Genomic DNA, 13,319 nt, shown 5'->3' with positions numbered 1-13,319 from the left:
TGTTGAATGTCAGCCCCTCATCGCGAGCAGGCTCGCTCCCACATTGGTTTTGAGGCTTCATTTAAATAATAAGGAACAGGTCATGCGTGCATTGGCAGCACTGAGCCGCTTTGTCGGCAACACTTTCGCTTACTGGGTCTTGATCTTCGCCGTGGTGGCCTTCCTGCAACCGGCGTGGTTCATCGGTTTGAAAGGAGCGATCGTGCCGTTGCTGGGGCTGGTGATGTTCGGCATGGGCCTGACCCTCAAACTTGAAGACTTCGCTGAAGTGGCCCGCCATCCGTGGCGCGTGGCGCTGGGCGTAGTCGCACATTTCGTGATCATGCCCGGTGTAGCATGGTTGCTCTGCCAGGCGTTTCACCTGCCAGCGGAAATCGCCGTCGGTGTGATTCTGGTCGGTTGCTGCCCAAGCGGCACCTCGTCGAACGTGATGACCTGGCTGGCCCGCGGTGACCTGGCGCTGTCGGTAGCGATTGCCGCCGTCACCACCCTGCTCGCTCCGGTGCTGACACCCGCCCTCATCTGGTTACTGGCCTCGGCCTGGTTACCGGTATCGTTCATGGAACTGTTCTGGTCGATCCTGCAAGTGGTGTTGCTGCCGATCGTGCTCGGTGTGGTCGCCCAGCGTCTGCTGGGAGATCGGGTGCGCCACGCGGTAGAGGTGCTGCCGCTGGTTTCGGTGGTGAGCATCGTGATCATCGTCGCCGCCGTTGTCGCGGCGAGTCAGGCCAAGATTGCCGAATCCGGCCTGCTGATCATGGCTGTGGTGATGCTGCATAACAGCTTTGGCTTCCTGCTGGGCTACTTCACCGGACGCGTGTTCAAACTGCCGCTGGCGCAACGCAAATCCCTGGCCCTGGAAGTCGGCATGCAGAACTCCGGTCTGGGCGCGGCGTTGGCCAGTGCCCACTTCTCGCCACTGGCGGCGGTGCCGAGCGCGCTGTTCAGCGTTTGGCACAACATTTCCGGGGCATTGCTCTCGACGTATTTCCGTCGGATGAGCGAGAAACAGGACCGCGAACTGGCCGCCCGACAAGCAACCGAGTGACCCTGGAACTTGATCCCCGGATTATTAGTGGGCACTATAGTGCGCATCGCGAGGACGACCTCGCGGCTCGATCGAGTTACTAATCTGGGGACGACCCCGTCAATCGATGGAGGTCTTCATGCCTTGGATCATTCTGTTTTTCGCTGGCCTGTTTGAAGTCGGCTGGGCCGTTGGCCTGAAATATACCGACGGTTTCAGCCGCCCTCTTCCCACCGTCCTGACTGTCGGCGCCATGGTGATCAGCCTGGGTCTGCTGGGTCTGGCCATGAAGGATCTGCCGTTGGGCACTGCCTACGCCATCTGGACTGGCGTCGGCGCCGTGGGCACGGTTATCGCCGGGATCATCCTGTTTGGTGAGTCCATGGCGCTGTTCCGCCTGGCCAGCGTTGCGCTGATCATTGCCGGGTTGATCGGCTTGAAAGTTAGCGCCACCTGACAAATGCCCAGCAATGAAAACGCCCGCAATCCGCGGGCGTTTTTTATTCAGCCAGAAAACCTAACGAACCGTGCCACGCAGCTCGCCAACCAGCGCTTGCAACTGCGCTGGCTGCGCGACTTCAACCGCCACCGCCGGCCCGGCCACCAGGGTCACCCGTGACCAGAGACGGTGGAACAATCCCTTGTTCGGATCGCGGCTGAAAAAGCTGCCCCATAAGCCTTGCAAGGCCAATGGAATCACCGGCACCGGTGTCTCTTCCAGTATCCGCGTCAGCCCGCCCCTGAACTCATTGATCTCGCCATCGGCGGTCAACTTGCCTTCCGGGAAGATGCACACCAGCTCACCATCTTTCAGGTACTGGGCGATTCGTTTGAAGGCCTTTTCGTAAATCTGCAGGTCTTCCTGGCGCCCGGCAATCGGAATGGTCCCGGCGGTACGGAAGATGAAGTTCAGCACCGGCAGGTTGTAGATCTTGTAATACATCACAAAGCGAATCGGCCGACGCACTGCGCCACCAATCAGCAAGGCGTCGACGAACGATACGTGATTGCAGACCAGCAACGCTGCGCCCTCATCGGGAATCAGCTCAAGGTTGCGATGCTGCACGCGGTACATGGAATGGCTGAGCAGCCAGATCATGAAACGCATGCTGAATTCGGGAACGATGCTGAAGATGTAGGCGTTTACACCGATGTTCAGCAGCGACACCACCAGAAACAGCTGGGGAATCGACAGCTTGACGATGCTCAGCAGCACAATCGAGACAATCGCCGAAACCACCATGAACAGTGCGTTGAGGATGTTGTTGGCCGCAATCACCCGCGCCCGCTCGTTTTCGGCAGTGCGCGACTGAATCAACGCGTACAGCGGCACGATGTAGAAGCCGCCGAAAATCCCCAACCCAAGAATATCGAACAGCACCCACCACGCATGACCGAAGCCAAGCACTTCGATCCAGCCATGGCCTTCAAGACTTTCCGGGATACCGCCGGAGTGCCACCAGAGCAGCAAACCAAACACCGTCAGGCCAAAAGAGCCAAACGGCACCAGGCCGATCTCGACTTTGCGTCCGGAGAGTTTTTCGCAAAGCATCGAACCCAGCGCGATACCGACCGAGAACACCGTCAGAATCAGCGTCACCACGGTCTCGTCGCCGTGCATCCACTCTTTGGCATAGGCCGGGATCTGCGTCAGATAAATCGCCCCGACAAACCAGAACCACGAGTTGCCGACAATCGAACGCGAGACTGCGGGCGTTTGCCCGAGGCCCAGACGCAAGGTCGCCCAGGACTGACTGAAGATGTTCCAGTTCAGCCGCAGCTCAGGGGTCGCCGCCGCCGCGCGCGGAATGCCGCGACTGGCCAGATAACCGAGCACCGCGACACCGATGATCGCCGTGGAGACAATCGGTGCGTAGTGACTGGACGACATCATGATCCCGGCGCCTATGGTCCCGGCCAGAATCGCCAGGAAGGTGCCCATTTCCACCAGACCGTTACCGCCCACCAGCTCTTCTTCATGCAGGGCCTGCGGCAGGATCGAGTACTTCACCGGGCCGAACAGCGCCGAGTGAGTCCCCATGGCGAACAGCGCCACCAGCATCAGCGACAGGTGATCGAACAGGAATCCGACTGCACCGACCGCCATGATCGCGATTTCACCGAGCTTGATCAGACGAATCAGCGCGTCCTTGGCGAACTTTTCACCGAACTGCCCGGCCAGCGCCGAGAACAGAAAGAACGGCAGGATAAATAGCAGCGCACACAGGTTGACCCAGATCGAACGGTCACCCTCGATGGTCAGCTTGTACAAAATGGCAAGGATCAACGACTGCTTGAAGATGTTGTCGTTGAACGCCCCGAGGGACTGCGTAACAAAAAACGGCAGAAACCGCCGCTTGCGAAGCAAGGTGAACTGCGAAGGGTGGCTCATCTTCCATGTCCCTGTGTGGCTTGGATGCTCTTATTGGAATGTCGTACAGCGATCCAGGCCACAACCTTACCTAAACTTTGCGAATTATTTCGCTAATCCGGCAATACACGGCGAAACAAACAACTCACCGCGCCAGGCGCCTTGAACGGTGCGCTTGGAAACGATCAGCCACATGATCGCCAACGCGACCACCAAGACACTGCCAAAGAGGCTGAAAAAAGTCAGATTCAAGGTGCTCGCCAGCTTCAGCGTGGCCAGCGAGTAGACGCCCAGCGGGAAGGTAAACCCCCACCAACCGAGGTTGAAGGGAATCCCGCCACGCAGGTAACGCAGGGTGATCAGTACCGCTATCAACATCCACCACAAGCCGAAGCCCCACAATGTGATCCCGGCGACCAGGCCCAGCCCGGCGGCAATTTCACCGATTCCTGGCAAGCCGTTGGCGGCGAAAATCGCCGGTGCATCGCTGCCCAGCAACAACATACCCAGCGCCCCGGTACCGATCGGTCCCAGCGCCAGCCAGCTCGACGCGGCCATGTTTTCGTGCGGCAGTTTGTGCAGGGCCATGCGCAGCAGCAGGATGGTCAGGATGCTGAACGCCACCGGCAGCGAGAATGCCCACAGCACGTAGCTGGTAACCAGCACCACCAATTGCGAGTGGGCGTCTGCCAGGTGCGGCGCAAGCAAACCACCGCTGGCCGCCGCGACTTCCGCGGCCACCACCGGCAGCAGCCAGACAGCGGTCATCTGATCGATGCTGTGTTCCTGACGGGTGAACATCATGTACGGGATCAAGACACCACAAGCCAGTGACATGGCGACATCTACCCACCACAGCACCTCGGCCAGGTGCACAACGCCCTCCCCCCAACGCGGCAGGCCGAACAGCAGGAAGCCATTGATGATGGTCGCCAGGCCCATGGGAATGGTGCCGAAAAACATCGAAACCGTGGAGTGGCCGAAAATCCGTCGCGCTTCATCGAAGAAAAACGCCCAGCGCGCGGCGTACAACCCGCTGAACAGCAGAAACAGGAAAATATTGAACATCCACAGGCCTTCAGCGAAGGCATGCAGGCCGGGAATCGACACCGGCAATTGGGCGAGCGCCAGGGCCAGGACCCCGGTGCCCATGGTCGCGGCGAACCAGTTCGGGGTGAACTGCCGAATCGCTTCGCGAGGGTGCTGTAAATGGCTCAAAGGCCGGTTAGCGGTTTTGTTGCTGTTGGGGCATTGCATCGTGAACTCCTGTCCTCGGGTGAGGTAGAGCTCATGGTAGAACTGAATCGAATATCTATATAACGGGTAATTTCTCTAACTGTTATCTGTTTTGCAGATATAGACGTTAAACGCTGCCTTCCGCTTCAACCACCAATACCCGAGCCGCGCCTTGTGGATGAGCAACATGCTCAGTGCCAACCGCTGCATAAAAGATGTCACCAACCTCCAACAGCGCAGCCTGCTCGACGCCGTTCTCCCGATAACGCATCTGCACCTGACCATCGAGCACCACGAACACTTCCTGGCCGTCGTTGACGTGCCATTTGTAGGGCTTATCGGTCCAGTGCAAACGGGTGGTTATGCCGTTCATGCTGGCGATATCCAGCGCCGCCCAGGCGCGGTCACCGGTGAAGGACTTGCTGCGGGTGATCTTCATGAGGTTTCAATCCTTCGAATAGGAACAGAGCGGTTACGATCAGAGCCAAGACTAACGCATGAGCCCAAAGACGTCTTGACCATGCTAGGCCTCGCAAAGTCTGGCCGGCCGCTGACGCATCAATCCCAGCAACGCCCCCAATGACAGCACGATCAATACCGCGCCATAGCCATCAGTGGTGGCGATCAGGCCGAAGGTCCGGGTCAGGTTGCCTGCCAATAGCGACGGCAGGCAGAACGCCAGGTAACTCAGTACGTAGAACGCCGACATCAACCCCGCGCGCTCATGGGGCAAGGCCAGCGGTACCACGCTGCGCAAGGCACCGAGAAAGCCGGCACCAAAACCACTGCCGGCCACCAGAGTGGCGAAGAAAAACAGCGGCAGGCTAGTGCTGTGTACGGCGGTCAGAATCAGCGCGATGCCGATCGCCAACAAGCTCGCGCCCAAGCGCAGGACTTTGTCTGCCGGGCGATTGCGCAACGAGAAGATCATCAACGCGCCACTGACCGTCAACACGGCCACCAAGCCCCCGCCGATCAGGTTCGAAGTCGAGCCGGTCGCCGTACGAACCAGCGATGGCGCCAGTGACAGGAAGAAGCCGCCCACCGCCCAGACCGCCACATTCACCGGCAGCGCCAGCCACAGCGCCCGTCGTGCCTGTGGCGGCACATGCAAGGTCGGGCGCAGCGATGCCCAGGCGCCGGGTAGCCGACTGACACTTTCTGGCAGACGCCAGACGTACAGGGCTTGCAGCAGGAACAGTCCGAACAGAATCCAGTAGGCCAACTGCAACGGTTGCAGCGCGTACTCCGCCAGCAATCCACTGCCCAATGCGCCAAACGCCATGCCCAGAAGCGGCGCAACGCTGTTCACCAGCGGGCCTTGCTGCCGGTCAGTATCGAGCAACGCCGCACCGAGTACGCTGGTGGCCATGCCGGTGGCAAACCCCTGAAGCACCCGCGCAGCGATCAGCCAGGCCACACTGTCGGCATTGATAAACAGCAACATCGCCAGCATATCCAGCAGCAAAGCAGCGAAAATTACCGGCTTGCGTCCCAGATGATCCGACAACGAGCCGACCGTCAGCAGCGCCGCCAGCAAGCTCAAGGCATACACCCCGAAAATCAGCGTCAGGGTCGCCGGAGAGAACTGCAGCGCCTCCTGGTACAAGTGATAAAGCGGCGTTGGCGCACTGGAAGCGGCGAGAAAACTCAGTAAGGTGATCGCCAGGAACACCAGACTGGAACGGTTTGAGACTGAACTGGACATGAGCACACTCCGCAAAAGCTAATTTTTTGCTTTTGCGGAGTGTGCTACCGACTTCGGCTTAAAGCAAATTCTTTGTGTTAAGGTTTGACGCATGGCTATTAAAGAAGGTTTACGCCCGGGCGGTCGTAGTGCTCGGGTGCAGGAGTCGATTCATTCGGCAGTCCGCGAACTCCTCGAAGAGCAGGAGCGTTCAAGCGTGACCGTGCCGCAAATCGCTGCCCGCGCAGGCGTTACGCCGTCGACGATCTACCGACGTTGGGGCGACTTGTCGGCACTCTTGGCCGATGTCGCGCTGGTACGCATGCGTCCTGACAGCGAACCGGCCAACACCGGCAGCCTGCGTAGCGACCTGCGCGCCTGGGCCGAGCAGTATCTGGACGAAATGAGTTCGGAGCCCGGCCGCAACATGATGCGCGACGTGCAATCGAGCGCCACGCCGGGGTATTGCGTGAGCATTATCAGCGGTCAGTTGCAGACGATACTGGACCGCTATCCGAATGAGCCGAAGCCTGGTGTCGACCGACTGATCAACATGGTGGTGGCACCGACGGTGTTCCGTATCCTGTTCGCATCAGTGGCGCTTGAGGTTGAAGAGTTGCATCGGTTGATCGACATCGCACTGGCCCCGTAGCTACCGCGCAAACACGCTACGTATCCACCCTGCGACACCCCGCCGCGCCACGACCTTGGTCGACACTGACTAACCGAAGTGGTCGTGCGAAACTGTCAGACCGGGTTTGCGTCCCGGGTGTCTTTATGCCTGGAGTTACCATGTCGCTGTCCAGCGGGCTGATTGCCGCCGTCGCCCTGGCCTATATGGCCGTCATGTTCGCCATCGCCTTTTACGGTGACCGGCGCAGCGCACCGCTGCCGCCGCGTATGCGTGCCTGGGTGTACAGCCTGTCGCTGGCGGTCTACTGCACCAGCTGGACGTTCTTTGGCGCCGTCGGTCAGGCCGCCGAACAACTCTGGTCGTTTTTGCCGATTTATCTGGGGCCGATCCTGCTGCTGGTGTTCGCGCCGTGGGTCCTGCAAAAAATGGTGATGATCAGCAAACAGGAAAACATCACCTCGATTGCCGACTTCATCGCCGCCCGCTATGGCAAGTCGCAATCGCTGGCGGTGGTGGTGGCGCTGATCTGTCTGGTGGGCGTATTGCCCTACATCGCCTTGCAGCTTAAAGGCATCGTCCTGGGGGTCAACCTGTTGATCGGTGCAGGCCCGGATGCCATGGGCACCCGGGCCCTGGACACAGCGCTGATTGTGTCGCTGGTTCTGGCGCTGTTCACCATCGTCTTCGGCACCCGCAACCTCGATGCCACGGAGCACCACCGTGGCATGGTGCTGGCGATTGCCTTCGAAGCACTGGTCAAGCTGCTCGCCTTCCTCGCCGTCGGCGCCTTCGTCACGTATGGTTTGTACGATGGCTTCAACGACCTGTTCGATCAGGCCATGCTCGCACCACGCCTGGAAGAATACTGGAAAGAAACCGTGAATTGGCCATCGATGGTGGTGCAGACGGGCGTGGCGATGATGGCGATCATCTGCCTGCCCCGACAGTTCCATGTGACCGTGGTGGAGAACATCGAACCGCAGGATTTGCGCCTGGCGAAATGGGTATTCCCGGCTTATCTGGGATTGGCCGCATTGTTCGTGGTACCGATCGCGCTGGCCGGGCAAATGATGCTGCCAAGCTCGGTACTGCCCGACTCCTTCGTGATCAGCCTGCCACTGGCCCAGGCCCATCCGGCACTGGCGCTGCTGGCGTTTATCGGAGGTGCATCGGCCGCTACCGGCATGGTAATCGTTGCCAGCGTGGCGCTGTCGACCATGGTCTCCAACGACATGTTGCTGCCATGGCTGCTGCGCCGAAAAAACGCCGAGCGGCCGTTCGAGGTGTTCCGCTACTGGATGCTCTCGGTGCGTCGGGTGAGCATCGTTGCGATTCTGCTGCTGGCCTATGTTTCCTATCGCCTGCTCGGTTCGACCGCCAGCCTGGCCACCATCGGGCAGATCGCATTTGCCGCCGTGACCCAATTGGCGCCGGCGATGCTCGGCGCGCTGTACTGGAAACAGGCCAACCGCCGCGGGGTATTCGCCGGTCTCGCCGCCGGGACTTTTCTCTGGTTCTACACGTTGATTCTGCCGATCGCCGCCAACAGCCTGGGCTGGTCGCTGCACAGTTTCCCAGGGCTGGGCTGGCTGCACGGCAATCCGCTGAACCTGCCGATTTCCCCGCTGACTCAAGGCGTGGTGTTGTCGCTGGCCGGTAACTTCACCTTGTTCGCCTGGGTGTCGGTGTTGTCCCGCACACGGGTCTCGGAACACTGGCAGGCCGGGCGCTTCATTGGTCAGGAGATCAGCACACGGCCGAGCGCGCGCTCGATGCTGGCGGTGCAAATCGACGATCTGCTGCAACTCGCGGCACGTTTTGTCGGCGAAGAACGGGCACGCCAGAGCTTCATCCGCTTCGCCTACCGCCAAGGCAAAGGTTTCAACCCGAATCAGAATGCCGACGGTGAATGGATTGCCCACACCGAACGCTTGCTCGCCGGTGTACTCGGGGCGTCATCGACCCGCGCCGTCGTAAAAGCCGCTATTGAAGGTCGGGAAATGCAACTCGAGGACGTGGTACGAATCGCCGACGAAGCCTCGGAAGTGCTGCAATTCAACCGCGCCTTGCTGCAAGGCGCGATCGAGAACATTACCCAAGGCATCAGCGTGGTCGACCAGTCGCTGAAGCTGGTGGCCTGGAATCGTCGATACCTTGAACTGTTCAACTACCCGGATGGCCTGATCAGCGTCGGCCGGCCGATTGCCGACATCATTCGCTATAACGCCGAACGCGGCCTGTGCGGCCCCGGCGAGGCGGAAGTCCACGTTGCCCGGCGTCTGCACTGGATGCGCCAGGGGCGCGCCCACACCTCGGAGCGCTTGTTCCCCAATGGCCGGGTAATCGAGCTGATCGGCAATCCAATGCCGGGCGGTGGGTTTGTCATGAGTTTCACCGACATCACCGCGTTTCGCGAAGCCGAGCAAGCGCTGACCGAGGCCAACGAGGGACTGGAGCGACGCGTCGCCGAGCGCACCCATGAACTGTCGCAGTTGAACATCGCGCTGACCGAAGCCAAAGGTACCGCCGAGTCGGCCAACCAGTCGAAAACCCGTTTCCTTGCAGCCGTCAGCCACGACCTGATGCAGCCATTGAACGCCGCACGGCTGTTCTCGGCCGCCCTCTCCCACCAGAACGACGATCTCTCCTGCGAGACCCGGCAACTGGTGCAGCATCTGGACAGTTCGCTACGCTCGGCCGAGGACTTGATCAGTGACCTGCTCGACATCTCGCGCCTGGAAAACGGCAAGATCAACCCGGATCGCAAGCCATTTGCGCTGAATGATTTGTTCGACACCCTCGGCGCCGAATTCAAGGCGCTGGCGCAGGAGCAAGGGCTGAAATTTCGCCTGCGCGGCAGTCGCCTACGGGTCGACAGCGATATCAAATTGCTGCGGCGGATTCTGCAAAACTTCCTGACCAACGCCTTCCGCTACGCCAAAGGCCCTGTGCTGCTGGGCGTACGACACAAGGGCGATCAGCTGTGCCTGGAGGTCTGGGACCGTGGCCCGGGGATTCCTGAAGACAAACGCCAAGTGATCTTCGAGGAGTTCAAGCGCCTCGACAGCCACCAGACCCGCGCCGAAAAAGGTCTGGGCCTGGGTCTGGCGATTGCCGACGGCTTATGCCGGGTGCTGGGTCATCAACTGCAAGTCCGCTCCTGGCCAGGCAAAGGCAGTGTGTTCAGCGTCAGCGTGCCTCTGGCCCACGCTCAAACCAGTGCGCCCGGCACACCTGCCAAACTCAATGGCCGGCTGCCAACAGGCGCGCAGGTGCTGTGTATCGATAACGAAGACAGCATTCTGATCGGCATGAACAGCCTGCTCTCGCGCTGGGGTTGCCAGGTGTATACCGCGCGTAATCGCGATGAGTGCGTCGCACTGCTCAGCGATGGCATGCGCCCGCAACTGGCGTTGGTGGATTACCACCTCGACCATGGCGAAACCGGTACCGAACTCATGGCCTGGCTACGCTCCCAACTCGGCGAGCCGGTACCTGGCGTGGTGATTAGTGCTGACGGGCGACCGGAGATGGTCGCCCAAGTGCATGCAGCAGGCCTGGAATACCTGCCGAAACCGGTGAAACCGGCGGCATTGCGGGCGTTGTTGAGTCGGCATTTGCCGTTGTGATAAAGACAATCTTTTAATTTATTCCGGCAGCTCGGCCAACCCATCGACATCGGTCATCGCCCGCTCCAGCAGATCGGCCGGCAAGCTCTTGCTGGCCCGTGCGCCGAGCAATTTGAGCTGCTCGCTGCGACTGACCAGATTGCCGCGGCCTTCCGTCAGTTTGTTGCGTGCGGCGCTGTAGGCTTTATCCAATTGCTGCAAGCGATTGCCAACCTCGTCCAGATCCTGAATAAACAGCACGAACTTGTCGTACAGCCAGCCCGCGCGCTCGGCGATTTCCCGGGCGTTCTGGCTCTGGCGCTCCTGCTTCCACAGGCTGTCGATGACCCGCAATGTCGCCAGCAAGGTGGTCGGGCTGACGATAACGATATGGCGATCGAACGCTTCCTGAAACAGATTTGGTTCAGCCTGCAATGCCGCGGAAAAAGCCGCCTCGATGGGCACAAAAAGTAATACGAAATCCAGGCTGTGCAGACCGTCCAGGCGCTTATAGTCCTTATCGGACAAGCCCTTGACGTGATTACGCAACGACAGCACATGCTGCCTCAGCGCCGCCTGGCCAATCGCGTCGTCGTCAGCCGCCACGTATTGCTGATAGGCCGTCAGGCTGACCTTGGAGTCGACCACCACCTGCTTGTCGCCCGGCAGATAAATCAGCACGTCGGGCTGGAAGCGCTCGCCATCCGGCCCCTTTAGGCTGACTTGAGTCTGGTACTCGCGGCCCTTCTCCAGGCCCGCGTGTTCCAGCACTCGCTCGAGAATCAACTCGCCCCAGTTGCCTTGGGTTTTCTGCCCCTTGAGGGCTCGCGTGAGGTTGGTCGCCTCGTCGCTCAAACGCAGGTTCAGTTGTTGCAGGCGCTCCAGTTCCTTGGCCAGCGAGAAGCGCTCGCGAGCTTCAGCCTGATAACTTTCCTCGACGCGTTTTTCGAAGGATTGAATGCGCTCTTTCAGTGGGTCGAGCAATTGACCCAAACGCTGCTGGCTGGTTTCGGCAAAGCGCTGCTCACGCTCATCGAAGATTTTCCCGGCGAGCTCGGCGAACTGCGCCCGCAGCTCATCCCGCGAGCCTTGCAGGTCGCTCAGGCGTTGCTGATGGCTTTCCTGCTGCTCACGCAGCTCGGCATTCAACGAGGCGGCCTGAGCGTCCAGTCGCCGCAACTCGGCCTCTTTACTGCTGCGCTCGAGGTTCCAGGCATGGGCCGCATCACGAGCGTTGTCGCGCTCGATCTGCAACAGCTCGACTTCACGGCGCACGGCAGCCAGATCGGCTTGCTTGGCGGCATTGGCCTGACTCAGGTCGCTGATTTCATCACGGCAGGCATCGAGTTGCGCATTAAGCCCGTCTTGCGCCAGTTGTGCAGTACCCAAGCGCTCTTCAAGCAGCGACAGCTCGGACTGCGCGGTGCTCAGGCGCCGCTGTAGCTGCCACGCCAGCATCAATAACGGTAGCGCAGCACCCGCCAGACCGAGCAACACACTGGTCACGTCCATAGCCATGACGACTCCTGCCGATGAATTAAAGCGCGAAGGTTAACCAAGCCGTCGGGGCTTGGACAGCTCAGTCTTCGATCTGACCGAGTTCCTGCCGGGCACGTCGGTCGCCGGCACGCGCGGCCTGACGCAGCAGGTCCTGGCCAATGCGCCGATCCCGGGCATTGCCGCATTCGCGGCACATCAATAGCCCCAGACGACTTTGCGCAGCCACCACCCCTTCACGGGCTGGAGCCTTGAGCAAACGCCCGGCGAAATGTTTGATGTTGGGGTTATCGCCCAGGCGTGGGCTGTCGAGCAACCATTCGGCGACTCGAATCGAAAAGCGCTTGGGCGGAGTGACACCTGAGGTGATGGAAGTAATAGAGGTTGGTACTGAGCGAAACTTCATAAAGCACTGCGGGACGAATCGGAAGGCGCGCCACTCTACTCTTTTTTTCGTACGGGTAAAGTCGAAAAAAGCCTGCACGCCCGTCCTAGAGCAAGCGCTTGGGACAATCCACAGAAGCTGTGGATAACTCAGTGGACAACCCACCCTGAACTCGCCAGAAGCCCTGTGGAATGGGGCTCGCAGTCAAACTGACGATTTTTTCACCAGTAAAAAAAAGCGATGTTTTTCATTGACTTAAATTTCCATTACAGGCACCCACTGCGCTTGAAGGTGAAATGACAACCGGGTGACAGCCCACGCAACTAATGTGCACAAGTCCCTTCGAGGTGGTTATATCACCGCCCTTTTTTCGTGCGCTTTGCAGTCAATCAGTCACAGTGAGCCTCACTGTACCTGCGTTTCAAGCGAGGTGATGGCTCATGCCACTGGACGCCCGGTGACCCAATTGTGTGCTTTACTGTTGCCGCGACGTTTTACCCCCGACGGCAAATGCCCAAGGCACGGCAAATTCCCGCCAGCGAGCAGAGCGGTTCAAGCATGAGTAAAAGTTTTTTGCCTAACACACTTCCTTTCTCGAATTCAATCCGTTACTATCCGCGCCGTTAGTACCAAGCTGAAAGTCAATTCTGGTCGAACAACTCCTGCGGTATACCTTCCCTAAAGAGAAGCCTCTACCGACATCACGGGACCGACCACCTCGATGGTTTCCAGGTAATGCTTGCGACAACACTGCCTTTGAATTGAAAGCAAAGGGTGTTGCGAAGCTCACTTACTCTGACCGAACCAACCTGCAAATTGATCAGGATCTTCACCCCGGGCCCAGAACCTTTGCCCTTGATGTGTTGCCTGCCCT

10 protein-coding genes are annotated in these 13,319 nt (G+C 59.6%); 4 read left to right on the top strand and 6 right to left on the bottom strand.

The window, feature by feature from the left end; genetic code table 11:
• Window positions 1-82 precede the first annotated feature (82 nt).
• Together KRR23_RS11405 and sugE are read left to right on the top strand one after the other, a co-directional pair.
• Window positions 83-1,048 carry a bile acid:sodium symporter family protein gene (locus KRR23_RS11405; protein WP_216742579.1) on the top strand — a complete coding sequence of 322 codons (966 nt, stop codon included), beginning with the start codon at window positions 83-85 and terminating at the stop codon, window positions 1,046-1,048.
• A 118-nt stretch (window positions 1,049-1,166) separates the two neighbouring features.
• A complete protein-coding gene (sugE, locus tag KRR23_RS11400) occupies window positions 1,167-1,484 on the top strand; it encodes a quaternary ammonium compound efflux SMR transporter SugE (RefSeq protein ID WP_216742578.1) in 318 nt (105 codons plus the stop codon).
• A gap of 60 nt (window positions 1,485-1,544) precedes the next feature.
• Here sugE and KRR23_RS11395 read toward each other — a convergent pair whose 3' ends face one another.
• The 4 genes from KRR23_RS11395 to KRR23_RS11380 form a co-directional block, all read right to left on the bottom strand.
• Complete coding sequence (locus KRR23_RS11395) at window positions 1,545-3,419, bottom strand: MFS transporter (protein WP_216742577.1); 1,875 nt, start codon at window positions 3,417-3,419, stop codon at window positions 1,545-1,547.
• 84 nt (window positions 3,420-3,503) lie between these two features.
• The gene (locus KRR23_RS11390) at window positions 3,504-4,655 is read right to left on the bottom strand and encodes a TDT family transporter (RefSeq protein WP_216742576.1); all 1,152 of its coding nucleotides are present in this window, start codon (window positions 4,653-4,655) and stop codon (window positions 3,504-3,506) included.
• Window positions 4,656-4,761: 106 nt separating this feature from the next.
• A complete protein-coding gene (locus KRR23_RS11385; protein WP_216742575.1) occupies window positions 4,762-5,073 on the bottom strand; it encodes a cupin in 312 nt (103 codons plus the stop codon).
• An 84-nt stretch (window positions 5,074-5,157) separates the two neighbouring features.
• Window positions 5,158-6,342 (bottom strand): MFS transporter, encoded by a 1,185-nt coding sequence (locus KRR23_RS11380; RefSeq protein WP_216742574.1) that lies wholly within the window; start codon window positions 6,340-6,342, stop codon window positions 5,158-5,160.
• 91 nt (window positions 6,343-6,433) lie between these two features.
• Between KRR23_RS11380 and KRR23_RS11375 the strand changes: the two genes are divergently transcribed.
• Window positions 6,434-6,973, top strand: a complete 540-nt coding sequence (locus tag KRR23_RS11375; RefSeq protein WP_216742573.1) for a TetR/AcrR family transcriptional regulator — start codon at window positions 6,434-6,436, stop codon at window positions 6,971-6,973.
• Between the two features lie 140 nt (window positions 6,974-7,113).
• The gene (locus KRR23_RS11370; protein WP_216742572.1) at window positions 7,114-10,584 is read left to right on the top strand and encodes a hybrid sensor histidine kinase/response regulator; all 3,471 of its coding nucleotides are present in this window, start codon (window positions 7,114-7,116) and stop codon (window positions 10,582-10,584) included.
• Window positions 10,585-10,602: 18 nt separating this feature from the next.
• Here KRR23_RS11370 and rmuC read toward each other — a convergent pair whose 3' ends face one another.
• The gene (gene rmuC, locus KRR23_RS11365; protein ID WP_216742698.1) at window positions 10,603-11,967 is read right to left on the bottom strand and encodes a DNA recombination protein RmuC; all 1,365 of its coding nucleotides are present in this window, start codon (window positions 11,965-11,967) and stop codon (window positions 10,603-10,605) included.
• A 175-nt stretch (window positions 11,968-12,142) separates the two neighbouring features.
• Window positions 12,143-12,466 (bottom strand): sel1 repeat family protein, encoded by a 324-nt coding sequence (locus KRR23_RS11360; protein WP_216742571.1) that lies wholly within the window; start codon window positions 12,464-12,466, stop codon window positions 12,143-12,145.
• Between the last annotated feature and the right edge of the window lie 853 nt (window positions 12,467-13,319).

Origin of the sequence: Pseudomonas sp. CVAP#3, from assembly GCF_018986375.1 — a bacterium.
GTDB lineage: Bacteria > Pseudomonadota > Gammaproteobacteria > Pseudomonadales > Pseudomonadaceae > Aquipseudomonas > Aquipseudomonas helvetica.
The sequence above is the reverse complement of the archived record's forward strand: the minus strand, read 5'-3'. Positions and strand labels throughout refer to the sequence as shown.